Origin of the sequence: Primorskyibacter flagellatus (assembly GCF_048268605.1) — a bacterium.
Classification (GTDB): domain Bacteria; phylum Pseudomonadota; class Alphaproteobacteria; order Rhodobacterales; family Rhodobacteraceae; genus Primorskyibacter; species Primorskyibacter flagellatus.
Genome location: NZ_JBLWVF010000021.1, coordinates 23,568 through 46,430, shown reverse-complemented (window position 1 = coordinate 46,430; position 22,863 = coordinate 23,568). Strand labels below are relative to the sequence as shown.

Below are 22,863 nucleotides of genomic sequence, written 5' to 3'. Positions count from 1 at the left end.
TCTGACGCACGCTTCGTTTGTCCGCACCACGTGAGTTCGCCCAGACTTGTATTTTGCATGCGTGGCGAATGGCAGGAATGACGGGCCGCACCGTAGCATCTGCGTCTCCGTCACATGGCAGCAATGGGCCGTTATCAACTGCTCGTCACTCACGTCAGTCGATTACCCAACCACCATATCTCCACAAACCTTCTTGATAGTTCACGACATTACATTCAAGCTTTCGAAGCCCCTCCTCCTCTTGAAAAAGGGACCTGATGTACCTTCTCTTTCTAATTTTTTGCGTCACGCTGATGGCACCAGCTTCCTCATGGGGCATGGATTTCTCGATAGAGAGACTCGATCTGCGGCCCATCCGCCAGCCAACTCTGCACATCACCGCCACAGGAGAAATCCAAGCGGGCGACACGGAAAAGTTGAAGGCCTCGATCGAAGGAGTTGATGTTTCAGACGTCAGGGACGTCCTCATTATATTCGACAGCCCTGGCGGCTCCCTGATGGAAAGCCTCAATATGGGCGACTATATCGCCGATATCCCTGCAATCGTTTCTGCTCAGGTGGGCGCTACAGATATGCCGGATGCGATATGTGCAAGCGCCTGCGTATACGCGTATATCGCTGCCGATTACCGTTACATCTCGAACGGTGCGCGTATCGGAATCCATCGGTTCGGTTTCACAAACACGGATCTCGATGGCAATGAAGGCGCTGCAATCGGACAAGCGGTTTCTGGAGTTCTTTCCGAATACATCCGGAGCCACCGGGTGGAACCGGATCTGTTCGAGGCGGTGTCCCTAATCGATCACAACGATATCCTCTGGGTATCGCAGAGTGATTTGGAGAAATGGCGCGTCGTCACCAATGGCATCTACGACGAACAAGCTTCCTACATCAACCTGAACGGAAAGATTGCACTACGCATGAAGCAGGTTGCGGTCACGGGAGACAGTTTCCTTACGCTTTTCTGTACGGAAACTGGGGTTGCGGGAGTGGCGGATCTACATGAGCCTGAGCTCGCAGCCTACGGCTCATTCGATCTAGGGATTAATGATGCATGGTTCCCGGTAGACCGCTGGGACGTCCTCGATCGGTTAGACATGCGCGGCAAAGTAGTATTTGATATGCCCTTCAGCATTGCACAGGCCGCGATGAGAGCCGAGAAATTCGGCGCGAGGATTGTCTCACCGGGCGGAGATATCTTCTTCGGCTTCCAGCAGATCATCCGGGACGGGCTGCTGAACGAAATGATCCGTAGTTGCCCGACGCAGAACCAGATCGCGGTTCGGACAATGATCGATCAGCACGCCACAGACTACCCAGGGGCGGATCTTACGACTGACGGCATACGCGATGTCAGCTTTGCACAGTGCAAGGCCATTTGCATGGAATATGAACAGTGCAACGCTGTGTCATACGTTCAGAAAAGATTATGGTGCTGGCCCAAATCTGGCGTCGAGCGCCAAAGGCCCACAGCGGGGGTGATCAGCGCATTCAAGAGATAGCGCACGGGAATGGCTTTGACCCCGAAAAATCCCTTGCCGAGCGAGGGCGCCACAGGAAGGTACTACGCAGGAAATCGAGGCGACGTCAGACAGCAACAACGAGACGATCGAAGGAAGCGTCCGCATTGCTGCCGTTTAGCCTATAAGAATGCCGCATTGCTTCCAAATGACCGATTTCAAGTCGCTACGCTGCAGAGCTTAAAGGCTTCACCAATGTCGGGAATGGGCCGGGCGTGTCATGACAATGGCCTAGGCGGCTGCCAGGCCGGCCGCGCCTGTAACGATCCAGCGAAACCTTGTACCGACCTACTGAATTCCTGATCATGTTACATGGCAGAGACGCTAGCGAAATCATCGTTCGCGGCCCACGCAGGATGGTTGCTTCCTACCGCGTGGCGCCGTCGAAACGGAACTCGATAGCGGCATCTTCTGAAAGAAGCTCCAGATCAAATTCAGGGAGCGCTTTCAGTTCCCGCTCATCGAGGCGCGTGCGTATCGTGCGACCTTCTTCCAGCACAACGTCATCAGATGGCAAGGCCACCATGCTTTCACCGATGCCGAGGAAGCCTCCCGCTTTGATCGCGACGGAGCCCCGGCCATTTTGGGAAACGCCGCCGATCTGACCGACGAGCTGCCCATCGGCATCAAATACAGGGCGCCCCATCAGGTCACCGACCCGGACGATGCGGCCGTAGGTTCCAGTGCCCGACACGATCTCTGTGATGCGATTGCTGAATCCCTCTATTGGAAGTGGCGGCAGCCATTCCGGGTCGATTTCAGAAAGCACCGCATTTCCCTCCTCCGTGAGGACCGGTATGCCGAGATCGTCGGCAACGTGCAGCAAACCATCTGCGGGATCCTCGCCAGCGGAACGGAACGTCGAGTCGATTGCGAGGACCTGGTACGCCAGCTTGAGATCCGGTGCCTCAGTGCCTTCACCAGCGTCTCGGAGTAGTTCTACGAGCAGCTGGCTTGAGTCTTCGGCATCTAGCGCATTCCAGAGCGCCAGAGCGTTCTCGTCGCCTTCCGCGGCTTCCTCGGCTATCGCTGTAAATGCTGGAATGACAGCGTCCGCGTAGTCAGCCGCGGCGGATGAACTATGCCCCCAGAGCAGGGACGCTGTGCGGATGTATCGAACCTGAGCGATCAGTGGTGTATCGCAGTACATGGATGGGGCAGTGTATCGGCTGTCAGCCGGCCAGATATCGACACGCGTGTTCGGGCTGCACTCAGGGATTGTGATGGTGGCTGCGTCATTGCCGGAAGAGGCGTGAACACGTTTTCCTTCTACCCAGACGGCATAGCCTGGCGTGCGCGGTGGCGCGGGCATGAAGTTCACTTGGACTTCGATCTGTGCATCGTCGGCAAAAGCCATGTGCGACATTGTTGCCAACACCGCAGCCAATAGAGCAAGTCGTACCATCGTCATTCGCCACCCTGTGGTTTATCCGCATCGTCGGTAGTTTCGGGCTTACAAAGCAACAGACGGGCAAGCAGCGCGAACATCCAGATGCCGAAAAAAATAGCGCCAACGAGCACTACGAGAAGTCCCCATGCGAGGATGTCCATGTAGTGTAGTAGGAGCTTCTCGGTGATCCCCCCTTCCTCTAGAACGCGCGCCGCCGGCTCAGTACGGGGGTCATAACTGAACTCGATCGGCTGTTTGATATCCGGCGCCTTCTGGGCAGTGATCCGCACTCTTGCGTCAGGCGGAAGTATCAGTTTGAGGTTTATCTGACCTTCTCCATGACCGGGCCCTGTGGAGATTTGCCTTATCGCCACGGCGCCGATCCTGGTGATGTTTAGAGAAACCTCCGATCCCTCCGCTTCTTTCCTGAAGCAAGCAGGGGCAGAAACGTCACAGTCCAAGATGAACGCGCCTTCTACCGTCTCGCCACCCACATTCGAAAGGGTGAGCGATACTTGCTGCGTATCTTGATCCACAGAGTAGATAAGGGTTGGCCCCTCTCGAAGGTCACTGAGGTGCTGGCTAAAAAAGAAGCTGACAAAGCCGAGGGATACGCTGAAGAAGACCGGAGCAGCCAACTTGAAATACTTGCCCATGCCAATTTCTCCAGCTTTACAACTACTAAATCTATAGCTCAATTTATGGATATTCGCGAGACCCGTTATCCTGCATGCGGGTTGCGTAGTGCGCCACCTGTGGCGGTGTATATCCATGACAAGTCTTCTCGGGCCGCGCCCGAACTAATTGGAGCCTTAGCGTATCAGAGTCCTTCATTTCCGTCGACGCCAAAACTACCGTTTGCGCCCAGCACAGAAGGCCTCTGTTCGGCTGAGATCGGCGTTTCCCCGCAAAGCAGGCACAAGCGCTGCGCTGCGTCGTCATTGCCAGCTTCGGGGAAACCGCACCGCAGCGATGACGTTCCTGATGAATGTCGGCGAAGGGCCGTTATTGCCTTTAATCGGAGCCCGCCAACACCCAATGCCACGCCGTATCCGAGGCTCGCAAAGAGTCCACTGTGATGCTGCACTGAGAAAAAACGGCGGTTATTCACTGGAATTACCCCTTTGCAACGTCGAACTTTCAAGTTGGCGGCGCAGTCAATCGTGCTAAGCCTGATGAACTCGAAACGCAAATTCGCCGATGACCCATCATGAGTTATCAAACGGCTCTCCCGGTATGTCGCTGCAGTGCCGAACCTCAGTTGTTGCTTGTAGCGTCAGCTGGTGGCTTCCATCCCGTAAACCGCTAGCTTGTTCCCATCCGGGTCGCGCGTGTAGGCCGCCATTGCGCCAGGAGCCCAAGGGCGGGGGCCTACCGCGCCTTCGTCAGGCATCCCGAGTGTCAATGCTGCCTCATGAAAGGCGTGGACAGAAGCGTGGTCCGGCGCTTGGAAGCTGATTGTCGTCCCGTTTCCCGCCGTGGCGGGCGCACCGTTCCGTGGCAGGGTGACCATGAAGCTGGGTGCGCCGTCGCCCCAAAATGATCCGGTGTCGCCCAGGTCCGCAATCCGGGACCAGCCAAGGGTGGCCAGCACTTTGTCGTAAAACCTGCGCGCGGCTTCGATGTCGTTGGTGCCGACAGCAACATGGGTAAAATTCATCTTGATTTCCTTAAGGTTGGATTGAGGTGTTTCGGATCTCGGCCAGCACCCGTGCGGCGTCGCGCGACGGTGGCAGGCCGAACAGGCGTGAATATTCCCGGCTGAATTGGGTTGTGCTTTCATACCCGACCGAGAAGGCGACGGAGGTGGCCGTCCCTGCGCCGGTCAGCAGAAGCGTTCTCGCCTGTAGCAGGCGCAGCTGCTTCTGGAACTGCAGCGGGCTGAGCGAGGTCACTGTCTTGAAATGCCTATGAAAGGCGGACACTGACATGGCAGCGCGGCTTGCCATGGCCTCTATGGTGACCGTCTCCATGTAATTTGTCCGGAGCCATTGAATAACCTGATGGATGCGGTGGAGCATCGTGTCGGGCGTGGCGATGTCGCGCATCATTGACCCCATGGGGCCGGACAACACGCGATAGAGGATCTCGCGCTCATAAACCGGGGCCAGTGCCGGGATGTCCTCTGGCCGCGCCATCAGGCGCAGGAGGCGTGCCCAGGCATCCAGCAGGTCCGGCGTGACGGCTGCGACGGAAAATCCCTCCTGCCGCGCGTTCGGACGGATAGGCGGGATATCGGCCAGCAGCGACGCGATGCGCGCTGGCTCCAGCGTCAGGGCAACAGCAAGATAGGGCGCGCCGTCCTCGGTCGCGTGGATGGTGCCGATGGCCGGTAGATCGACCGACATCACGAAATAAGTTGCAGGATCATAGCGCAGGGTCCGGTCGCCGACCGACATCGTCTTCGATCCTTGCAGGATCAGGTTGATCATCGGCTGGTAGACCGCCGCAAGCTCATGCTCTGGCACACGTCCCTTTACCATCGCGAGCCGTGGGATTCCGGTTTCCGTTCGCCGGTTTCCGGCATGCGCCATGAGGTGGCGCAGCTCTTCGAGGGTTTTCTGGGTAATGTCCGCAGTCATGGCGATGCTTTCGCTAGGGGCTTGTCATAGGTGACTGACTTCGTGCCCTTCGCCAATCCCGAACACGCCAGAAAGTAGGATCAGGCAAGTTTGCGCCACGATCGGATGGGCGCGGCGATGTGGGGTTGCCTACCTTGAGGCAAGACAATGGAAGGAACACGAAATGAAGATCGCAATTATCACAGGTGGAAGCCGCGGCATCGGGGCCGCCACCGCCCTCGAATGCGCCCGTGACGGAATGGGCGTCATCCTGACCTACAATGCCAACCGTCAGAAGGCGGAAGAGGTTGTTGCGCAAATTGAGGCGGAGGGTGGCACGGCCGTTGCCCTGCCGCTGGAAGTCGGCGTCAGTTCATCTTTCGGTGCGTTCCGGCGGTCAGTGGCGGATGCCCTTGCATCGGTCTGGTCGCGAGAGACCTTCGATGCGCTGGTCAACAATGCGGGCTACGGCGTCTTCAATCCGCTGGAGACGGTGACCGAGGACGAGTTCGACGGGCTGTTTCGTGTGCATCTGAAGGGGCCGTTCTTTCTGACGCAGACGCTTTTGTCGCTCATGGCCGATGGCGGGCATATCGTGAACATGGTCAGTGCGACCTCGCGCGTGGCGACGGCGGGGGTGGCGCCTTATGCGAGTTTCAAGGCCGGGTTGGAGGTTCTGACCCGGTATCAGGCCAAGGAGCTTGGGCATCGCGGCATCCGCGCCAATTCCATCGCTCCCGGGCCGATCCGCACTGATCTTGGCGGTGGGCTGAACGAGGAATTCGAAACGCTGCTGGCCGGGCAGACCGCCCTTGGCCGCGTCGGCGAAGCGGCAGAAGTCGGGGGCGTCATAGCAAATCTCCTGTCCGACAAGAGCCGCTGGATCAACGCGCAGTCGATCGAAGTCGGCGGCGGCTACATGATCTGAGGAGACACCCATGCTCGACCATATCTTCCTGACCGTCCGCGACCTTTCCCGGTCGATTGGCTTCTACGAGACAGTGCTGCCGACGCTCGGCATCACTGTCCGGCACGATTACGACGGGGCAGACGACCATCCCGACCTCAAGGGGTTCGGTGCCAATGGCCGTATCTTTTTCTGGTTGCGCCAAGGCAACCCCGCACCTGGCGCCGTTCATGTGAGCTTTGTTGCAAACAGCGAGACAGAGGTGCAGGCGGCCCATGCCGCTGCCCTTGCCGCCGGGGCGCAGGATCTGCACGGCCCTGGCCCGCAGCTTCACTACGACCCGAGGTATTACGCGGCGCAGGTCCGCGACCCCGACGGCTACAGCCTCGAATTCGTTTACAAGGATTGGCAACACTGATGACACATCTGATGATCTATGGTGCGACCGGATATACCGGGCGCATGGCGGCGGCTCACGCCAAAACAATGGGCCTCCCGATACTCATTGCGGGACGCGATGAAGAGCCCCTGCGCGCACTGGCGGAGGAGCTTGGGGTCGATGCCCGCATCTTTGCACTCGACGAGACGGCGGATATCGACGCCGGCCTGACGGATGTGGCTGTGCTGCTCAATTGCGCGGGCCCCTTCCTGCACACGGCTGAACCCCTGATGCGGGGAGCGCTGCGTAACGGCACTCACTACCTCGATATCGCGGCGGAACTGGACAGCTACCGGCTGGCCGAGACGCTGGAGGACGCGGCACAGGCGGCTGGCGTGATGCTCTTGCCCGGCAGCGGCGGCAGTGTCGCAATGCTCGGCTCGCTGGCCGGGTTTGCGGCCAGTCACGTGGCCGAGCCGCGCAAGATCAGCGTCGCGCTGCACGTCACTGGCGCCATGTCGCGCGGGTCGGCGATCAGCGCGTCGCAAAACCTGACAACCCGAACCATGGCGCGGGTGGATGGCGCTCTTGTAGACCGCGATCCGTCGGGGTTGATGGATTTCAACTTCGGCATGGGGATGGTGGCCTGCTTCCCGGTGACGCTTCCCGATCTCATCACCCTCTGGCGCAGCACCGGGGCACCGGACGTGGAGACCTTTGTTCATGTGTCGGGCACCGCCTTCCCCGAAGGCGATCTGTCCGACATGCCCGACGGCCCTACCAGCCAAGAACGCGGCGCCAGCCGCTATCAGGCGTCAGTTTGCGTGACCGGAGCCGACGGGACAGCTGTCCGGGCCGTCCTCGATACGGTCAATGGTTACAGCTTCACGCCCCTCGCGGCGGCAGAAGCAGCGCGCCGCATCATGAACGGCGAAGCTCGTCCCGGTTTCCAGACACCCGCCGGCCTGTTCGGGCCGGGATTTGCCGAAACCATCGCGGACACGCGGATCACCTTGCTGGACACAATGCCAGCCCATGCGGAGACCTGAGACCATGACGCACCAAGATCGCACATCCGACATCATTGCGGTGACTGATGCCCTCTAAAAGCGCTCATATGCAGCAACTACAGCCAAGTAGGTGTCAAAAGAGAAATAATCTGTGATCCCAAATATCTGAACGTCCGATCCCTCTAGCACTTCGAGATAGGCGCGGAGATTTGCCTCACTGGCATCGCCATAGCCATTTGCCAGTTTAGTGCCTGGCCCGTGAAGATGGAGGTCCCACCGATGCCAACCTGATCCATCTTTCTTGTATTCAATAATCATTGCTCTAATCCATTTGCGCCCAGAGGAAACGCTTCAAATCACATAGCAGACATTGGCCCGCGAAAATTTCCGCAGCAAGCATGAATGGCCGATCTGGGGAAGCCGCACTGCGGCGTACTGCGGCGTACTGCAGAAGCCAAGGGACGGCTTTGGGCCGTCTCACTCATCATCTTTGATCCACACAGGGCGACGGGCCCCACTTGCTTGTTGTGCTTTTGGTTCACCGTCTCCGACACGTGCCCAGAAGCCTGATTTGCGGGGATGTGCTGTTTTGAGCTTGGCAAGATAGGTTGCATGATCGACCATTCCGCCTGGGCGGATTGGGTCTGCTTCGCCCGCCAGCAGGTCGAGTTTCCCAAGGTATTTTGCGCCATGCCCATAGGCCTTGGAGCGTGCACGGTCGAGAATGCTGTCCAGAAGTGCCCGGTAGAGGATCGTAGCCGCCAGCGGATGATCGTGTTCCAGTAGGCCCGCGATTTTTGGCAAGATGTGCCAATCACCCCCGTCCCAGCGGTGCGGGTGCGTGGCAATCAGTTTTGCTGCCAAATCAAGTCGTGGCCAATCAAGGAAGAATTGCAGCGCCTCCTCGGGTTTTGCCTTTTCCAGCGCAAAGGCATGGGCGCGGTCTTCGGCCTCGATATCCTCAAAATCCGGCAGCAGTTTCAAATACTCCCGCAAGATGTCGGCGGACAGGCGTGCCTCGAAACAGCGCCAACGCAGGGCCTGCGCCGCCGACCTGTCGCCGGTGGCGTCCAGGATGCGCGCCTCCAGGCTGACGCGTTCTGGTGCCAGGCCATCATCGGTTTCGCCAAAGCTACGCCGCCCCGGCTTGCGCACCCATTCCAGCGCCTCGGCATCGCGCCCAGCCTCCAGAAGCTGCGCCGCGATCGCCAGTGTATCCTGCATATGCGGCTTTTTCTTGAGCTCCAGCGCGACTAGCAGATCAAGATCCCCCCGCACCGAGGCGAGGATTTGGCGCATCCCGGCCCATTGCGAGGTCATGGAGTAAAACCAGCCATCCGATTTGCGCGCTGCTTCTTCGGTCTGCCGCTCGGCGATGGCGTCTTTCAGATCGCCGTCCCAGCGCGACAGGCTGTCTTGCGGCAGATGCGCCGCCACAGCCTCGGTCACGTCAGCGAGGTAGCCATGCGTGCTTTCGCCAAGGGCGGTCATGATCTTATCGGGGAGCGCGTCGGCCTCAGGCACCGGCAGGCTGGCGGCCAAATCGCCGGTTGCATGGATCGCCTGATAATAGACGTCCTGAACGCGACCGGAAGAATCGTCGACGCGTTCGAACACCCGTTCGTGGGTGGCGATGAAGCGCAGCAGCCGGTCTATGGCCAGTGCCGGGGCGGCAGGGCCAAGCTCGGATGTGATCGTGTCGGTCAGGCTGCGCAGATCATCGGCAAAAGCGCGGGCCTTGTCCCATTCGATGAGACTCTTTGCCCGCGCCAGCCCGGACAGCCGCCGGTCGATCAGCTTGGCAATGGCTTCGGGGCCGGACTTCCCTGCTAGCGCTGCTTTGACCTGCCGCCGGAACCCAGCATTGCGCTCGGCCTCTTCCAGCACCAGCTGCGCGAGTTTGTCGGCACCGAGATCTTTCAGCTTGTCAGTGGAGAGGGCAGGTTTGCGGGCCATGGGCAGGTCTCGGTTGGAAACAGTTGCCCCAATAAGTGCCTCGGCCAGGTTCGGGTGGCAAGTATTGGGGCGCATTTCAAGACTGGGTATCCCTCCTAATTTCCCTTCCGGGTACTACTCCCTAAGCGCCGAGCAGCCGTTTCCCAGTGTATTCCGGCCTTCTGCGCAGCTTTGTTGATCGAACAGGTTTCACGCAACGTGGCGGTGAGCTCTTCATTGTCGATCCCAGATTTCTCGTTTCCGTCACGAATTTGAACGCCATACCGCTGCAGCCATCCTGAAAGGGTCTTTGATTTGGGCCCGTGCCGCGCAGATAATTTTTCCAGACTGTCTCCCCGCTCGTACTCAAACTTTAATAGTTCCATGACACGCACATTGTTGGCTTCGAGAACATTTCGAGCGGCCGTGAAGGTGAGGCTATAGTAGTTGGCAAAATTTCGAAGCGATTGAGAGGAAGTGAAAACCTCTTCGATTTTCTTCGTATCCACAACACACACAAACAACCCATTGGTTGAATGCACACCATGCCAGAGAACCGCTCCCTTACTTCCAACAAAAGCAACTCCGATTGGCAAAATCATGCACAAACCTAAAATGGGGGGGTGAAGTGTAAAATCTGCACCTCGCGCCCGCACGTTTATTGACCAAGAGAATCAACCCTGATTCACCTAGTTTAAGAAGAACATGGTCCACCAAGTTTGACGAGGAATTATGAGCATCGACCTTCAACAGCATGAGCTCCTTAAGTTCAAACTGCGGTCCAATGGCAGTTCTTTGGCGTCAATCGCACGGCTACTTGGGGTTTCGCAGTCAACCGTTACGGTTGTTTGCCAAGGTTATCGTCGGTCGCACCGCATTCAATCTGCGATCGCGGATCAACTTGGCACCACACCCCAGCAACTTTTTCCAGATCGTTATCCAGCAGAGGAGGGTTCAGCCAACAACTAACACGGTCGACAAAAGGAAAAGGCCTTCCCATTGCATGAGAAGGCCCCTTCGAAATTAGGCGTCGTTTGCTACCGACCCTTCTTTCATCTCCCGAGTCGAACAAAAAGTCAACCTGCCGGGCCGCTCGCCTGGCGGGTTCCATAAACTCAACCTGATGAAAGGCGGACATGCGCCCTCATCCGCGCCGAATTCGGTCGGATGGGGCGGGGTCCGAACACATATGACTGACAGTTTGATTTACCGCGCTGCGGAGCCAAGCCGCGCGACCAGAAAAGTTGTGCGGCGCTCCAAGGCTAGCTTGCGCGGCAGCATGATTGCAAAGCTTCCTGCCTTTCCGCGACCACGTGTAATCCATTTTGAGAGCATGTTGGAATATCGTTTCCTCTGCTTGATGCTCGTGCAACCAGATGTGTACGACATTCAGGAGCAACCTACGGCAATCCGCTATCGCCGACATGATGGCAGCCAAGGCACTCATGTTTTCGATTTTCTTGTCACGCGGACCGATGGCAGCCGCACGGCTGTTGCCATCAAGCCGTTGCGTCGCGTTGAGAGCCGAAATTTCAATTCTGAACTGGCGTTGGTCGCTGCCTCGGTAACTAAAGATTTTGCAGATCGGATTAAGCTCGTGACCGATGCACAGCTTGATCGACATGCGGCAACTAAAGCCGAACGGCAACTGATGCGCGACCGGCCCTCGTTGACGGAGGTGGCAGCATGAATATGCGTTTGCGACTTTCGAATTCCGACTTGCTAAATCTCGATGGAGTTCACTACCGCCCCATCCAAGTTAACGGCGATGCCATCGTCCTTGAGCGGGCCGACCAGCCAGGGATCACACAAAGCCTATCGCATGAAGAGGTCCATGCACTCCTGTGTGCTCCGGGTATCCGTTATTTTTCAGGCCACTACGAACTTGCCCAAAGCCTTGTCCGACAAAGAGCGCCAGTCGATCTCATCATGGAACTACCTGCAAGCGTCCGCTCCAAACTTCTCTGGAGTACCGCGATTTGCGACGCGTTTCTTGAGTTGGAGGCAAATGGACGTGTTGTTCGCACCTATGCGTCCGTCACCGAAAATATCGCCACCCTAGAATACGAGACCAAGCGCCTTAATGGGCAAGCTTTCCGGGACAGAAACGTTCGTCGCGCAGGAGCCGAGATTCTCGGGCGAAAGTTCCCGTGTGCGAAAACCTTGCTCAGGCTGGTACGAACCTATGAAGGACACGGGCACGATCCGCTTGCGCTCCTGCCCCGCACCCACCGGTGTGGCAATCGTACGGCTCGTTGGTGCCACTCCACCGAGGCAATGGTTTCGGAAGTCATCGAAGTTTATGCGACGACACAACGCCCGACAAAAACGCAGGCGATATCTGAGACACAGCGCCGGATGAAGGAAGAAAACCAGCGCCGAAGAAATGCAGGGCTGGATGAGTTCGTCATCCCATCAGCCCGAAGTCTACAGCGGCGCCTTGCGGGAGCGGACCCCTATTATCTCTATGCAAAACGCTATGGCGTTGAAGCGGCGAACAGAAAGTACAACCTTTTCGAAACAGGCGTAGAGGTAGTCACTCCACTTGAAAGGGTTGAGATGGATGAAAACCGCCTCGACGTGATCTCCCTTCTCTCGCCAACAGGTATATTGGATCATCTTTCCGAGAAACAGATAGAAGAGCTGAAAGGACGGCGCTGGCTATACACGGCGAAGGACAGCGCGACCAAATGCATCGTCGCGATCCGATTGGCCAATACGCAAAACGCACAAGACGCGATCCGGACACTGCGCGATATCTTCCATGACAAAACGCCATATGCAAAGGCGGCAAATTGTGAGTGCGCGTGGGATCAGTTTGGCGGCATCGGTACGCTCGTCACCGATCAAGGGTCGGCCTTCATTTCCGAAGAGTTCCGGGCGGCTGCGCTCTCGCTTGGCGTGACGATGCACCTCCCACCTGCAGGCCTGCCGCAGATGCGCGGCAGCATAGAAAGTTTCTTCCGAACGGTAGGGCATAAGCTGATGCCACTCCTGTCAGGACGCACCTTTTTCAACCCGGTCGAACGAGCGGATTACCCGTCGGGACAGCTGGCTTGCCTAAGCGATGACGATCTGATCCGCATTCTTTTGACCTTCGTTGTCGACATATATCACAACGAACCGCATGGTTCACTTCAGGGAGAAACCCCTGCGAACTGCTGGAAGCGGCTTGTCAAAGAAGAAGGTACCTTGCCAGTCCCTGACGGGCTGGCACTTCGCAAGACCTTTGGTCGCCCGCTCGTGCGCAAACTTCGTGGTGACGGGGTGCGCTTCGCAGGACTTTCCTACAGCTGCGAGACTCTGCGTGATGCGTTCCTTCACTCGCCCGAACGCGAAGTGGAAATTCGGGCCGATCTTTTCGACATCGGATGGATCGCTGTTCGGGTCGGCGATACTTGGTATGCCGCAATCTGCAATCATCGCGGGTTCAACGGTGTGACATATACCGACTGGCAAGAAGCCTGCCGGGCCTTGCGGGTGAAACATGGCAAGGCCGCCGTTTTGTCCGAAGATACAGTCCACCGGGCCATCGCCCGAATTTCTGCAACCAATCGCTCTGCCATGCTGCGCATGCAGCTGACCCCTTTCCACGTCACCGACGAGGAAGTCGAACGGAATGAACGGTCGCTACATTTCTCGCTCAGCCCACCTTCAAATGACGGTTCCACCTCGACTCTCACCAACGACCCATTGAACGACGGCTTGGATATTCTTCCCGCTCCCGAACTGCCGACTCCCCGCGCGACACCGGAAAAACAAACGCCGCCGACACAAACCCAGCGCCGCAAATGGAGTTTTGATGATGAGTGATCTGATTATCCAGACGGCACAGGGTATTGCCGAATTGCGGGGACGCTTCATTCGTCATGAAAGGTATGAACCTTTGCGGGCGCGGTTTCAGCTATTGATCGAGAAGCGGCTGGCTGACATCGCTGCGGGGCGGACAACAGACGCCCACGGCATCGCGCTGTCCGGAGCCTCGGGGACTGGTAAGAGTTGCGCCATGGCGCAACTCCTCAATTCAGCGCGAGATTATCTGTCAGCATCAAGCTTCCCGCAGGCTTCTATCATTAGCCTCCGCGTACCTTCTCCTGCCACACTGAAATTCGTGGGCCAAATGGTTCTAAGGGCGCTCGGCTATAATCTCGCGACAGAGCGGCAGGCTTGGTACATCTGGGATCTCGTCCGCCATCAACTTCGTGCCAGAAAAATTCTGTTCCTGCATCTGGATGAGGCGCAAGACCTCAGTTCGCGCGGGACAGCCAAGGAACTGAACGCCGTGGCCTCCATGCTGAAGACGCTGATGACCGACGAACAATGGCCAGTCGGGATTTTGCTTTCGGGAACGGAAGAACTGGAAACAATTCTCAATCACGATCCGCAGCTCGCACGACGGCTGGATACGGTCCATTTTGGACCGCTTTCAGCTGTCCACCATGCTCCCGAGGTCATAGCGTTGGTGGACGGTTATGCCCAGAGAGCCGGGATCAGCGCAGATGCTAGCGTATCAATCTTGGCCTTTGCAGAGCGCCTCATACACAGCGCAGCATTCCAGTTCGGCCTTGTCATAGAGATCACCATCGCAGCTATCGAAGTCGCTCTACTCGAAGAAACCGAGACCCTGACACAGGCGCATTTCGCAACGGCCTATGAAATCCGTTCGTCCTGCACAGACGCATTCAACCCGTTCATCGTGCCGGACTATTTCAAGATCGACGCACGCAAAGTCTTCACGAGGGAGATGCAATGATGTTTTCACATTTCACCCAGCTGCCGCTCTCCGTAGAGCACTTTCCCGGGGAAACGGCGACTTCGGTTGCTTCCCGCTTGGCGCTGCTGAATGGTGCGCCGCGACTGATTGCTTTCTGCTCTGACATCGGCATCAGCCATTCTGGCCTCACAAACGGTCGTGAACAGGAGGTCCGGGACATCGCCGCGTTGGCCGGGCATGATGCGGAATCTCTTCTCTTCTCGACGCCTCATCACTTCGAATCTCGGTGGTTTCGGCTGGGGCGTGAGCGGCTGAAATTCACCGCGTTTTCCCGCACACAGACGCGCGCCTGCCCTGTGTGCGCAAGCGAAGGCCTGGAAACGAGCAATCGAGCGAATGTGGGTCATCTGGGGCTCTGGCAGATAAGCTCGATACGGTCCTGCGCATTACACGGCTGTCTGCTAGCCTCCATTCCAGTCCCAACCAGCAACAAGGACGTCTTCGATTTTGCACACCTGGTCGAACACCATAGGTTCGACAAACCGATCCCAACTCCCGCGCATTCGGGCCTCGAAAGCTACCTTGCGCGCCGGATCGCCACCGGTTCTGGCAGTAATTGGCTGGATAAACTGCCCTTTCATGTCGCCGCACAGACTGCCGATAACCTGGGCGTTCTCTTGACCCTTGGACCGGACGCAAAGCGATCTGAAGTTACAAATTTGGAGTGGGTAGCAGCAGGTGACGCGGGCTATCAGGTCCTGAAGGATGGCCCCGACGCCCTACATGCAGCACTGCGCGATCTGAAGGTTGGTTACGTCAATGAAACCGGCCGATACCGCACACGCTACCGGTGCTTCTTCGATTGGCTGCGATTCAGGAATGACGACCGTGACTTTGACTGTATCCGCGACTTGGTTCGTGACTTCGTGTGGAGAAATTTTCCTGTCGCCAAAGGAGCTCTCGTGCTTGGCGAACCATGCCCTGAGCAACATGTGCACTCGCTATCGACCGCCGCAACAGCAACTGGGATCACCCGACGCCAACTAGCCCGCCGCCTCTGTGCCATGGGCTGGGCACGCCCGAGTGGCGGGACAAACGGTATCGAATTGACCGATTTCATTCCGACGGATGTGGTTGAGCGCATCAAGTCGGAATTCTCCGGCTTGCTCAACGCTACTGAGGCTGCGGCATATCTGGGGATCAAACGCTTCATGCTGACAAAGCTTAGCCAGCCGCAGCTCATCCCGCTCTTCATGTCCCAAGACAAAACCTATCCGCTCTACCAACAGACAGCTCTGGACGAGTTTCTAGCGCGCCTTGAATATCTGCGTGAACGATACGCCCCGATTGACGGATGGCTGGAAATTGCCACTGCCGCGCACCGGCTGAAGATCACCACCGAGCGCGCCGTGACTCTCATCTTATTGCATAAACTGCCTCTTCGTCCCGCTCGCAAAGACGTGATCGGGTTCCGGGATTATTACGTCGCTCTCGCGGACCTACGTGAAGCTCTCACACTGCCTGCAATTGGCGCAGTTCATCCGGTTCGCGCTGCGCAACTTCTCTGCCTGAAGCCCAAAACCGTGTCCGCACTGATCAGACGCCACTACATCGAAAAGGTCGTCGTTCGGAATTCAATAACCGGAAAAGACGTCGATTACGCGTGCCCGATATCGGTCGAGCTGTTCGCCGAATTGTACATTTCCTTATGGGAGCACAGCAAAGACAAACGCCTCTCACCAACAGGGCGTCACGTGCGTGGGCTAGAACTCGAAGCCTACCAGTTGGACGTCAGCGCGGAGACGGAGCCAATCTACCGACGGGAAGACGTCCTCCACATCTAAATGAACTGCACCGGCCGTTTGGCCGGTCTTTCTTTGGCCTTAGGTGGAAAAACTATGTGTCCCAAATGGAAAGGCAGACGCTCCAACAGGAACAACCGGCACTGATTTTGTTGGGTTTTTCCGGCCAAAAATGGAAGATCTATGTGGCCGTTTCCAGCACTTGATACGTGCCAGATAATCCTGCCTTTCTCGTCAGAGGACTTGCCTCTGCCGCGCAGACGGCTGCCATTTTACCCATAAAAATCCATGCTGCTTTGATTGGCACCATTTCGGCGCGCTGATCGCATCGTAGCCTCCCCCTCTCGTTGAACCCGAGGATGGCCCATGGGTGACCATTTCTTCGTCGTGACGGGCAGTCCAGTTGACAGCGTCGAGATATGGGAATCGAACGCGATCATCCTCTATCTCACCGCCCTGCTTCCGAAGGCCGGGATGGGGCCTGTCGCGGGCGATCCGCAGCGGGGGCAATATCTGAGCTGGTTAGCGTGGTATGGCAACGTGATCGAGCCGGTCATCGCCTTCGGAACGGCCGAGCTGTCGCATCCGGTCCTCGATGTCACGTTCCGGGGCGCTCCATGAAGTAACGGTTGGCGGTGTTCGCCTAATCAGTGAATTTCTGCTTGTTCGCGGTCGGCACCGCCAAGATGCACCCGTCGACATAGCTCATTGTCATTTCTCCCTCTCATTTTCCCTTCACATGATACAAACCAAGTGGTATGTATATCAATATGCCGAGACCCACCAAACATTCCCCCGAGCGCGGCGACGCGAAGACGCGGCTTCTGGAAGCCGCCCGTGACGTGATCCGCCAGAAGGGATTCGCCGCAACCTCCGTTGATGACCTTTGCCAATCGGCGGGGGTGACGAAGGGCGCATTTTTCCATCACTTCAAGACCAAGAACGCGCTTGGCGTGGCGGCCGCGAACTACTGGGCCGAGACCACCAGCGCCCTATTCGCCAGCGCGCCCTATCACCAGCCGGACGATCCGCTGGACCGGGTTCTTGCCTACCTTGATTTCCGCAATGGGATCATCGGGGGAGAGACATATCAATACACCTGCCTCGTCGGCACCATGACGCAGGAGGTCCACGACTCCGCCCCCGCGATCCGCGATGCCTGCGCGGACAGCATCCTCGGCCATGCCGCAACGCTTGAGGCTGATATCGAAGCGGCCCGGGAGCAACGCGGCATCGACGCAGACTGGACCTCCGCAAGCCTCGCGCGTCATACGCAGGCCGTGCTTCAGGGTGGGTTCATCCTTGCCAAGGCGACCGGCGATCCGGCCCTCGCCCGAGAGAGCGTCGATCACCTGATCCGCTATGTGCGAGCGCTTTTCGACCTCGATGCCGAATCAGAAACGACAACAGAGAGGGAGAGTTGACCAATGAAACATGCAGCCAAGGTGCGGACCTGCCTCTGGTTCGAGAAAGGTGGCGTTGAGGCGGCCAAGGAATATGTCGCTCTGGTGCCGGGCAGCCGGATTGAAGCGGTGCGCGACAATGGCCAGCCTGACGATCCGATGATCGTCGAGTTCAACCTGGCCGGTGCGCCGATGATGATCCTGACAGCGGGCCCGCATCACAAATTGACGCCCGCCGCCTCGATCAGCGTCCTCACTGAGGATCAGAAGGAAACCGATCAGCTCTGGGACGCGCTGACCGGAAATGGGGGCGAGGCCGGACACTGTGGCTGGGTGGTGGACCGTTTCGGCGTATCCTGGCAGATCGTGCCGAAGCGGATGCCGGACCTTCTGGCCAGCGAAGATCCGGGCATCGTTCAGCGCGTAAGCAAAGCCATGATGCAGATGGGCAAGATCGATATTGCGGCATTGGATGCGGCAGCAAACGAGCCAGCGCATGGGTGATTCAACCGAGATCGCATGTTCCTGCGGACAGACCCGCCTTGAGGTACAGGGCAAACATATCGCCAGCATCGAATGTTGCTGCTCGTCCCGCCGGGAGGCCGCCGCACGGATGCAAGGACTTGATGGCGCGCCGTTGATTTTGACAAGCCATGACGCCACGCCTTTCGTGATGTCGCGCAAGGATCGGTTGCGGTCTATTTCGGGGCCTCGAGAACCCTGCCTCGTTTCGGCTGGCACCGAATACCTCATCCGCGCGGGTGATCGCGACCTGCTGCAATACGCCGGTCAATCTTGATGTCAAACACGGTCATTGGTTGAGCCTCTACGGCACGCTCTGGCCAGACGGCGCGATGCCGACAACGGAGATGCGCAACATGGCCTCGGATCTGCCCGAAGGAGCGCGCCTGCCGGACGACATTCCAAACGCAAGGAAACAGGACCTGGCCTTCTGCGCAAGAAACTTCGGCGCTTGGGTCGCGATGCGGTTCCGCAATCCGAAGACACCGAAAACAGGAGAGATCAATGTCCGACACTGAAGAAATGATCGAAGTCGAGAGCATCACGCAGCCAGGCAAGATAAAACGCGTGAACCGCGCCAAGTATCTAACCATGCGCGACGCCTTCCTTCCGGTGCTTCCGACCGAAGCACCCGGAATGACCTTCGCCGATGCCAAAGCGGCCTTGCAGCCTGATCTTTGTGACGCGTTGTTCCCCGGCGGTGACAAAGCTGGCTGGTGGTTAGCCGCCGTGCAGCTCGACCTGGAAGCCATGGGCGTGATCGAGCGCGGTAGCAAAGGGCCGGTGCGCTTATTCAGAACGAGGACACCGGAATGAAAATCAATCACCTCTTTCTCAGTATCAATGCAGCCGATTTCGCCGCTCAGTCCGAGTGGTGGAAAAATTTCATCGGCCGGCCTTGGGACCGCGAACCGATGCCCTCCTGCCGCGAATGGGATCTGACGGGTCGCGTGCTGTTCCAGGTTCTCGACAGCGATGATGGCCAGGGTGGCACGACCGTGACACTGCACGTTCCCGATCTAGACGCAGAGACCGAAAGGCTGGGCCGCGCGGGGATCGAGGTGCCAGAGCCGGTGAAGGTCGAGGGGTTCGACACGCTGCGCTATGCGGAGTTCGCCGATCCCGAGGGCAACACAGTGGGTCTTCTCGATGGCAGTTGAGGGGAGCGTGCGCGGGCGCCGACAGTTTCGAATACGCGATGAACTGCCATTCTTCGTATTGCCGACGGGCGACCGGGTCCGCCTTCAAGCCTATGGCCGGAATCGGCATCGACAGAATCGGAATCGTCTCTGGCGAAGATCATCTGTCGCGCCCGGCACGCTTATCGATACGCCGGGCATCCGGCCGGCGGCGCATATATTCGTGGGATCGAAGGCCGAATGGTTTGAGATTACGGACGACCTCCCGCAGCACCTCGCGTTCGGCTGACGGGCCGGCTACAGTTTCTCACCCGGCAACTTGCTGGCTTGCCGGACCCAGTCCACGAACCGTTCCTCGTCGAAATCGTCCTCCTCGTGGATGTTGAGATACCGGACCTTCTCCTGCTTGGAGCTTTCCGGCGGGGGCGGATCGAGCGAAGCACCATCGAAGAACGTCACCTTCACGTATTTCGTGAAGCAGTGATAGCTCAGGAACCAGACGTCCTTCTGCGTTCCGTAGAAGGGTGAATTCCATTTGACGGCCTTGGTCACGTCGGGGACGGCTTTCTCGATCAGATCGTCGAGGCGGCGACCGATTTTCCGCTTCCAATCCGGCATGGCGGCGATGTAGTTCTCGACCGGGCTGTTACCGTAGCCCTTGGGGATCTGGGGATTGCCTCCCGACAGCAGTTTTACATCATTGTCTTTGCTCATCTACTTGCTCCTTGCCCCGTCGAATTTCAGTTGCGGCAGATGCGATCACCGCTCGTTGTGCCCCTTGCCCATCATGATCTTCGGCTTGGCCTTACGCACCCGACGGGCGCGTGTTTCGGATTTCCTGGCATCCCCTATATGCAGAACGTAGCTGCGCTGGCGCCCCGGAGTCAGGTCCTCGAAGGCTTTGGCTAGCTCCGCGTCGTCGTCCAGCGCGTCCCGAAGCTCGGCGGGATAGTCAAGGTCGTCCCTCTCGCTGAAATCGACCTCCAGCCCATCCTTTTCTGCTTGCACCGCCTTCTCGATGAATTCCCGGATCAGGTCTTCGCTGTCCGCGATCTCCTCCAGGCTCTCGAACCGCATCTGCCGCATCGCCTGCGAATGCTTGCCGGGCCGAACCAGCACGTCATCCGGATCCTCCAGAAGCGATCCCTTGAAGAACCCGAGCGCGCAGTGATTTTTCTTGCCGTAGATGATCACGACGTTGTTGCCCTTGTAGGTGTAGCAGAGCTTTGCCCACTTGACGGCTTCCTCCAAGCCGCAGTCGAGAATCAGGTCGCGCAGCGCCCTACGCTCCGTGTTCCAGTTCTTCTTGCCCAATAGGTCGTTGACGCTTGGATCATCTGCCACGGTCGGTCTCCTGGATCACAGCCGAGCAACGAAGAGCCGCCCGAGCGCGATCACCGCGCAGACCGCCGCGACGCCCAGCCAGTAAAACATCGGTCCATTTTCCTCCGCACCGGCACGGAGATGGAGACCTGAGAACATCAGCATCTCGACGGCAACGGCAATGGCGGCAAGCGGCACGATCCAGCCGAGCGACGGCACAAGGGCCGGGATCACCAGCCCGATGGCGCAGAGCAGTTCCAGCGGGATCAGCAGCAGCCAGACCGAATGCGGCAAGGCGCTCAGCGTCGGGATCGACGCTTCGGAATTGACGATTTTCCAGCCCGCGCCGATGGCCGTGTGCAGTGCCAGAAGGACCTGAAGTATCCATAGAAATATGTTCATTTATGCACTCCTTGAAATTCGCACTCAGTCGAGGCCTGCTGTCACCTGTTCCAGCTTGTCCAGAAACCGCGTCCAGCCCGAGATCGCGCCGCGATAGGCCTGTTCCTGATCGGCGGTGAAGCCGGTCTGTTCCATCCGCAGGTGCGTGCCGGTATCGGTTTCGGTCAGCGTCCAGGTCACGACGCTTTCGAGCCCGTGCGCCTGCCACGAATAAGACAGGGACTTCTGCGGCTCGACCGCCAGAACCTTGCAGGCAATTGTGCCCCACTCGGCGTCCAACTCGAAACGATGGCCGACCTCGGCCTTGAAATCGCTTTCCATCAGCCACTCCTCGATAAGGTGCTTTTGCGTCAGCGCGCGCCAGACCTTTTCGGGAGCATGACGCAGGTCGCGCTCTTTGACGACAGTGCGGCTGTCTTTGCCAGCGCCGTTCATTGATCCATCCTCCCCAGCAGATTTTCGAGGCTGTCGAGCTTCGTATCCCAGAACCCGCCCATTTGTCGGGTCCAGTCGATTAGTGGGTCCAGCGCCTTTTTCCGGGCGGAGTAGTGCGTCTGTCGTCCTTCGTGGCGACCGCTGACCAGTCCCGCCCGTTTCAGAACGCCCAGATGCTTCGAGACAGCCGGTTGGGAAATCCCCGCCTGCTCGGTCAGAGCTGCGACAGTCTGTTCACCGTCGAGACACAGGCGTTCGAAAAGCGCCCGCCGCGTGGGATCGGAGAGGGATTTGAATACGGCGTCGTGATCCGGCTTCATGAATAACTCCGCGGCTATGATTGATAGATAGCCGCGCGGTTATGGGTTGTCAAACCATGCGTGTGACACGGGCTTCTTGCTTATCTGCGTCGCCACGAACTCCCATCCGCGAGAGACCCATTCGCGTAGGGTGCGCTCCGATTGACGCCCGGACGGATCGACCAGAACGAACCCTTGCGGCCTCCGCCCCGACATTTCCATCGGACTGACGTGTTCTTCTTCTAAGGTGGCGCTATCGGCGTCTTTTCCGACCCGGACCATCATCAGCGCGTCCCCGGTCACACCGCTCACGATGGCCGGGACTGCATTACCGCCGATGACATCGCAGCTGCCCGTTCGAGGTGCCGTCGCCTTGTGCCAGATGATGGAACGGGAGCTGCGCGCGTGACGGCCGGTCCGATATGCCCCTGCATCCGCCGCCCAGGAACACGGGCATTCTGTGATGCCATGTGCTGTCCGATCGGACAGGGTGAGAGAACAAGTTGGGAACAACTCAAAACCCGCGATTGCGGCATCTCACAACTGCCACATTGAGAAACGACATGGCGTTTCCGGGGGCCTCAGGCCGTAAAAAGGCGCTATTCTTTGCGAAACTTGATGACAGACATACTGTACAAACCGCCACATGGTTGCTATTTACGCCCTCAATTAACATCTTTGCGGTCCATATTCAGAGAGGTGGTGTCAACCACATGCAGGTCAGTGTTCGCGACAACAATGTCGATCAAGCCCTTCGGGTTCTTAAGAAAAAGCTTCAGAAAGAGGGTGTTTTCCGTGAAATGAAGCTTAAGCAGCATTTCGAAAAACCTTCCGAGAAGAATGCTCGTCAAAAAGCTGAAGCGATTCGTCGTGCCCGCAAGCTCGCGCGCAAGAAATTGGAGCGCGAGGGATAAGTTTTTATCCCTTGATGCTGAACGAATGAAGCTCCCGTCGCCTTTTGGCCGCGGGAGTTTTGGTTTTGAACGGACCGTTATGTGCAACTTGGCGCGACAAGTCTTGCCAAGCCGGATGATAATCCACTCTTGCCCAGGTTGCTATCGCGGGAAAAGCAATGCCGACGTGCGGCCTTGCTGACCGACGGCATTTGGCCGCCAGACATGT

28 protein-coding genes and 1 pseudogene are annotated in these 22,863 nt (G+C 58.0%); 17 read left to right on the top strand and 12 right to left on the bottom strand.

The window, feature by feature from the left end:
• Window positions 1–257 precede the first annotated feature (257 nt).
• Window positions 258–1,502 carry a PAN domain-containing protein gene (locus ACN0WV_RS16885; RefSeq protein ID WP_417607321.1) on the top strand — a complete coding sequence of 415 codons (1,245 nt, stop codon included), beginning with the start codon at window positions 258–260 and terminating at the stop codon, window positions 1,500–1,502.
• 385 nt (window positions 1,503–1,887) lie between these two features.
• Here ACN0WV_RS16885 and ACN0WV_RS16880 read toward each other — a convergent pair whose 3' ends face one another.
• From ACN0WV_RS16880 to ACN0WV_RS16865, 4 genes are all read right to left on the bottom strand, one after another.
• On the bottom strand, window positions 1,888–2,931 hold the full coding sequence (locus tag ACN0WV_RS16880) for a hypothetical protein (RefSeq protein WP_417607319.1): 1,044 nt from the start codon (window positions 2,929–2,931) through the stop codon (window positions 1,888–1,890).
• Window positions 2,928–3,566: a hypothetical protein gene (locus tag ACN0WV_RS16875; RefSeq protein ID WP_417607317.1), complete on the bottom strand. Its 639-nt coding sequence runs from the start codon at window positions 3,564–3,566 to the stop codon at window positions 2,928–2,930. Before ACN0WV_RS16875 ends, ACN0WV_RS16880 begins: the two co-directional genes overlap by 4 nt.
• 620 nt (window positions 3,567–4,186) lie before the next feature.
• Window positions 4,187–4,570, bottom strand: a complete 384-nt coding sequence (locus tag ACN0WV_RS16870) for a VOC family protein (RefSeq protein ID WP_417607315.1) — start codon at window positions 4,568–4,570, stop codon at window positions 4,187–4,189.
• A 10-nt stretch (window positions 4,571–4,580) separates the two neighbouring features.
• Window positions 4,581–5,492, bottom strand: coding sequence for an AraC family transcriptional regulator (locus ACN0WV_RS16865; protein ID WP_417607313.1), 912 nt, complete (start codon window positions 5,490–5,492; stop codon window positions 4,581–4,583).
• 163 nt (window positions 5,493–5,655) lie between these two features.
• Here ACN0WV_RS16865 and ACN0WV_RS16860 point away from each other — a divergent pair, with 163 nt between their 5' ends.
• From ACN0WV_RS16860 to ACN0WV_RS16850, 3 genes are read left to right on the top strand one after another with little or no spacing between them, the layout of a single operon-like run.
• Window positions 5,656–6,399: an SDR family NAD(P)-dependent oxidoreductase gene (locus tag ACN0WV_RS16860; protein WP_417607311.1), complete on the top strand. Its 744-nt coding sequence runs from the start codon at window positions 5,656–5,658 to the stop codon at window positions 6,397–6,399.
• Between the two features lie 10 nt (window positions 6,400–6,409).
• Complete coding sequence (locus ACN0WV_RS16855; protein ID WP_417607309.1) at window positions 6,410–6,796, top strand: VOC family protein; 387 nt, start codon at window positions 6,410–6,412, stop codon at window positions 6,794–6,796.
• Complete coding sequence (locus ACN0WV_RS16850; protein WP_417607307.1) at window positions 6,796–7,806, top strand: saccharopine dehydrogenase family protein; 1,011 nt, start codon at window positions 6,796–6,798, stop codon at window positions 7,804–7,806. The genes ACN0WV_RS16855 and ACN0WV_RS16850 overlap by 1 nt, the downstream gene beginning before the upstream one ends.
• Before the next feature lie 60 nt (window positions 7,807–7,866).
• Here ACN0WV_RS16850 and ACN0WV_RS16845 read toward each other — a convergent pair.
• From ACN0WV_RS16845 to ACN0WV_RS16835, 3 genes and pseudogenes are all read right to left on the bottom strand, one after another.
• Window positions 7,867–8,085 (bottom strand): annotated as a pseudogene (locus ACN0WV_RS16845) (hypothetical protein); the annotation flags it as partial.
• A gap of 159 nt (window positions 8,086–8,244) precedes the next feature.
• Window positions 8,245–9,723 (bottom strand): DUF6880 family protein, encoded by a 1,479-nt coding sequence (locus ACN0WV_RS16840; RefSeq protein ID WP_417607305.1) that lies wholly within the window; start codon window positions 9,721–9,723, stop codon window positions 8,245–8,247.
• A 95-nt stretch (window positions 9,724–9,818) separates the two neighbouring features.
• Window positions 9,819–10,304 (bottom strand): hypothetical protein, encoded by a 486-nt coding sequence (locus ACN0WV_RS16835; RefSeq protein ID WP_417607303.1) that lies wholly within the window; start codon window positions 10,302–10,304, stop codon window positions 9,819–9,821.
• A 130-nt stretch (window positions 10,305–10,434) separates the two neighbouring features.
• Here ACN0WV_RS16835 and ACN0WV_RS16830 point away from each other — a divergent pair, with 130 nt between their 5' ends.
• From ACN0WV_RS16830 to ACN0WV_RS16775, 12 genes are all read left to right on the top strand, one after another.
• On the top strand, window positions 10,435–10,671 hold the full coding sequence (locus ACN0WV_RS16830; RefSeq protein ID WP_417607301.1) for a helix-turn-helix domain-containing protein: 237 nt from the start codon (window positions 10,435–10,437) through the stop codon (window positions 10,669–10,671).
• A gap of 220 nt (window positions 10,672–10,891) precedes the next feature.
• The gene (locus ACN0WV_RS16825; protein WP_417607299.1) at window positions 10,892–11,392 is read left to right on the top strand and encodes a TnsA endonuclease N-terminal domain-containing protein; all 501 of its coding nucleotides are present in this window, start codon (window positions 10,892–10,894) and stop codon (window positions 11,390–11,392) included.
• The gene (locus ACN0WV_RS16820; RefSeq protein WP_417607297.1) at window positions 11,389–13,515 is read left to right on the top strand and encodes a Mu transposase C-terminal domain-containing protein; all 2,127 of its coding nucleotides are present in this window, start codon (window positions 11,389–11,391) and stop codon (window positions 13,513–13,515) included. The genes ACN0WV_RS16825 and ACN0WV_RS16820 overlap by 4 nt, the downstream gene beginning before the upstream one ends.
• Entirely contained in the window at window positions 13,508–14,455 is a 948-nt protein-coding gene (locus tag ACN0WV_RS16815; protein WP_417607295.1) for a TniB family NTP-binding protein, read from the top strand. Before ACN0WV_RS16820 ends, ACN0WV_RS16815 begins: the two co-directional genes overlap by 8 nt.
• A complete protein-coding gene (locus tag ACN0WV_RS16810; protein WP_417607293.1) occupies window positions 14,455–16,260 on the top strand; it encodes a TniQ family protein in 1,806 nt (601 codons plus the stop codon). Before ACN0WV_RS16815 ends, ACN0WV_RS16810 begins: the two co-directional genes overlap by 1 nt.
• A 324-nt stretch (window positions 16,261–16,584) precedes the next feature.
• Window positions 16,585–16,839 carry a glutathione S-transferase family protein gene (locus tag ACN0WV_RS16805; protein ID WP_417607291.1) on the top strand — a complete coding sequence of 85 codons (255 nt, stop codon included), beginning with the start codon at window positions 16,585–16,587 and terminating at the stop codon, window positions 16,837–16,839.
• Between the two features lie 149 nt (window positions 16,840–16,988).
• The gene (locus ACN0WV_RS16800) at window positions 16,989–17,642 is read left to right on the top strand and encodes a TetR/AcrR family transcriptional regulator (RefSeq protein WP_084353035.1); all 654 of its coding nucleotides are present in this window, start codon (window positions 16,989–16,991) and stop codon (window positions 17,640–17,642) included.
• Window positions 17,643–17,645: 3 nt separating this feature from the next.
• Entirely contained in the window at window positions 17,646–18,125 is a 480-nt protein-coding gene (locus tag ACN0WV_RS16795) for a VOC family protein (RefSeq protein ID WP_417607289.1), read from the top strand.
• Window positions 18,118–18,420: a hypothetical protein gene (locus ACN0WV_RS16790; RefSeq protein WP_417607287.1), complete on the top strand. Its 303-nt coding sequence runs from the start codon at window positions 18,118–18,120 to the stop codon at window positions 18,418–18,420. The genes ACN0WV_RS16795 and ACN0WV_RS16790 overlap by 8 nt, the downstream gene beginning before the upstream one ends.
• 79 nt (window positions 18,421–18,499) lie before the next feature.
• Window positions 18,500–18,661, top strand: coding sequence for a hypothetical protein (locus ACN0WV_RS16785; RefSeq protein WP_417607285.1), 162 nt, complete (start codon window positions 18,500–18,502; stop codon window positions 18,659–18,661).
• On the top strand, window positions 18,648–18,959 hold the full coding sequence (locus ACN0WV_RS16780) for a DUF6958 family protein (protein WP_417607283.1): 312 nt from the start codon (window positions 18,648–18,650) through the stop codon (window positions 18,957–18,959). The genes ACN0WV_RS16785 and ACN0WV_RS16780 overlap by 14 nt, the downstream gene beginning before the upstream one ends.
• Window positions 18,956–19,303, top strand: a complete 348-nt coding sequence (locus ACN0WV_RS16775) for a VOC family protein (protein WP_417607281.1) — start codon at window positions 18,956–18,958, stop codon at window positions 19,301–19,303. Before ACN0WV_RS16780 ends, ACN0WV_RS16775 begins: the two co-directional genes overlap by 4 nt.
• Before the next feature lie 276 nt (window positions 19,304–19,579).
• On the opposite strand, the gene ACN0WV_RS16770 is transcribed toward ACN0WV_RS16775, so the two are convergent.
• Genes ACN0WV_RS16770 through ACN0WV_RS16750 form a run of 5 tightly spaced genes read right to left on the bottom strand, consistent with a single transcriptional unit; the run spans window position 19,580 to window position 21,762 of the window.
• The gene (locus ACN0WV_RS16770) at window positions 19,580–19,996 is read right to left on the bottom strand and encodes a DUF1801 domain-containing protein (protein WP_084352940.1); all 417 of its coding nucleotides are present in this window, start codon (window positions 19,994–19,996) and stop codon (window positions 19,580–19,582) included.
• A gap of 45 nt (window positions 19,997–20,041) precedes the next feature.
• The gene (locus ACN0WV_RS16765) at window positions 20,042–20,626 is read right to left on the bottom strand and encodes a YdeI/OmpD-associated family protein (RefSeq protein WP_417607279.1); all 585 of its coding nucleotides are present in this window, start codon (window positions 20,624–20,626) and stop codon (window positions 20,042–20,044) included.
• 15 nt (window positions 20,627–20,641) lie between these two features.
• Complete coding sequence (locus ACN0WV_RS16760) at window positions 20,642–21,007, bottom strand: hypothetical protein (protein WP_417607277.1); 366 nt, start codon at window positions 21,005–21,007, stop codon at window positions 20,642–20,644.
• A 24-nt stretch (window positions 21,008–21,031) separates the two neighbouring features.
• Window positions 21,032–21,442 (bottom strand): SRPBCC family protein, encoded by a 411-nt coding sequence (locus ACN0WV_RS16755; RefSeq protein ID WP_417607275.1) that lies wholly within the window; start codon window positions 21,440–21,442, stop codon window positions 21,032–21,034.
• Window positions 21,439–21,762, bottom strand: coding sequence for an ArsR/SmtB family transcription factor (locus tag ACN0WV_RS16750; protein ID WP_417607273.1), 324 nt, complete (start codon window positions 21,760–21,762; stop codon window positions 21,439–21,441). Before ACN0WV_RS16750 ends, ACN0WV_RS16755 begins: the two co-directional genes overlap by 4 nt.
• A gap of 692 nt (window positions 21,763–22,454) precedes the next feature.
• Between ACN0WV_RS16750 and rpsU the strand changes: the two genes are divergently transcribed.
• Window positions 22,455–22,655, top strand: coding sequence for a 30S ribosomal protein S21 (gene rpsU / locus ACN0WV_RS16745; RefSeq protein ID WP_040700433.1), 201 nt, complete (start codon window positions 22,455–22,457; stop codon window positions 22,653–22,655).
• The last annotated feature ends 208 nt before the right edge of the window (window positions 22,656–22,863 follow it).

Bases quoted from the DNA above. Each gene is read 5' to 3' on its own strand.
- ACN0WV_RS16885 (WP_417607321.1), top strand. From the start codon at position 258: ATGTACCTTCTCTTTCTAATTTTTTGCGTCACGCTGATGGCACCAGCT.
- ACN0WV_RS16880 (WP_417607319.1), bottom strand. From the start codon at position 2,931: ATGACGATGGTACGACTTGCTCTATTGGCTGCGGTGTTGGCAACAATG.
- ACN0WV_RS16875 (WP_417607317.1), bottom strand. From the start codon at position 3,566: ATGGGCAAGTATTTCAAGTTGGCTGCTCCGGTCTTCTTCAGCGTATCC.
- ACN0WV_RS16870 (WP_417607315.1), bottom strand. From the start codon at position 4,570: ATGAATTTTACCCATGTTGCTGTCGGCACCAACGACATCGAAGCCGCG.
- ACN0WV_RS16865 (WP_417607313.1), bottom strand. From the start codon at position 5,492: ATGACTGCGGACATTACCCAGAAAACCCTCGAAGAGCTGCGCCACCTC.
- ACN0WV_RS16860 (WP_417607311.1), top strand. From the start codon at position 5,656: ATGAAGATCGCAATTATCACAGGTGGAAGCCGCGGCATCGGGGCCGCC.
- ACN0WV_RS16855 (WP_417607309.1), top strand. From the start codon at position 6,410: ATGCTCGACCATATCTTCCTGACCGTCCGCGACCTTTCCCGGTCGATT.
- ACN0WV_RS16850 (WP_417607307.1), top strand. From the start codon at position 6,796: ATGACACATCTGATGATCTATGGTGCGACCGGATATACCGGGCGCATG.
- ACN0WV_RS16840 (WP_417607305.1), bottom strand. From the start codon at position 9,723: ATGGCCCGCAAACCTGCCCTCTCCACTGACAAGCTGAAAGATCTCGGT.
- ACN0WV_RS16835 (WP_417607303.1), bottom strand. From the start codon at position 10,304: ATGATTTTGCCAATCGGAGTTGCTTTTGTTGGAAGTAAGGGAGCGGTT.
- ACN0WV_RS16830 (WP_417607301.1), top strand. From the start codon at position 10,435: ATGAGCATCGACCTTCAACAGCATGAGCTCCTTAAGTTCAAACTGCGG.
- ACN0WV_RS16825 (WP_417607299.1), top strand. From the start codon at position 10,892: ATGACTGACAGTTTGATTTACCGCGCTGCGGAGCCAAGCCGCGCGACC.
- ACN0WV_RS16820 (WP_417607297.1), top strand. From the start codon at position 11,389: ATGAATATGCGTTTGCGACTTTCGAATTCCGACTTGCTAAATCTCGAT.
- ACN0WV_RS16815 (WP_417607295.1), top strand. From the start codon at position 13,508: ATGAGTGATCTGATTATCCAGACGGCACAGGGTATTGCCGAATTGCGG.
- ACN0WV_RS16810 (WP_417607293.1), top strand. From the start codon at position 14,455: ATGTTTTCACATTTCACCCAGCTGCCGCTCTCCGTAGAGCACTTTCCC.
- ACN0WV_RS16805 (WP_417607291.1), top strand. From the start codon at position 16,585: ATGGGTGACCATTTCTTCGTCGTGACGGGCAGTCCAGTTGACAGCGTC.
- ACN0WV_RS16800 (WP_084353035.1), top strand. From the start codon at position 16,989: ATGCCGAGACCCACCAAACATTCCCCCGAGCGCGGCGACGCGAAGACG.
- ACN0WV_RS16795 (WP_417607289.1), top strand. From the start codon at position 17,646: ATGAAACATGCAGCCAAGGTGCGGACCTGCCTCTGGTTCGAGAAAGGT.
- ACN0WV_RS16790 (WP_417607287.1), top strand. From the start codon at position 18,118: ATGGGTGATTCAACCGAGATCGCATGTTCCTGCGGACAGACCCGCCTT.
- ACN0WV_RS16785 (WP_417607285.1), top strand. From the start codon at position 18,500: ATGGCCTCGGATCTGCCCGAAGGAGCGCGCCTGCCGGACGACATTCCA.
- ACN0WV_RS16780 (WP_417607283.1), top strand. From the start codon at position 18,648: ATGTCCGACACTGAAGAAATGATCGAAGTCGAGAGCATCACGCAGCCA.
- ACN0WV_RS16775 (WP_417607281.1), top strand. From the start codon at position 18,956: ATGAAAATCAATCACCTCTTTCTCAGTATCAATGCAGCCGATTTCGCC.
- ACN0WV_RS16770 (WP_084352940.1), bottom strand. From the start codon at position 19,996: ATGAGCAAAGACAATGATGTAAAACTGCTGTCGGGAGGCAATCCCCAG.
- ACN0WV_RS16760 (WP_417607277.1), bottom strand. From the start codon at position 21,007: ATGAACATATTTCTATGGATACTTCAGGTCCTTCTGGCACTGCACACG.
- ACN0WV_RS16755 (WP_417607275.1), bottom strand. From the start codon at position 21,442: ATGAACGGCGCTGGCAAAGACAGCCGCACTGTCGTCAAAGAGCGCGAC.
- ACN0WV_RS16750 (WP_417607273.1), bottom strand. From the start codon at position 21,762: ATGAAGCCGGATCACGACGCCGTATTCAAATCCCTCTCCGATCCCACG.
- rpsU (WP_040700433.1), top strand. From the start codon at position 22,455: ATGCAGGTCAGTGTTCGCGACAACAATGTCGATCAAGCCCTTCGGGTT.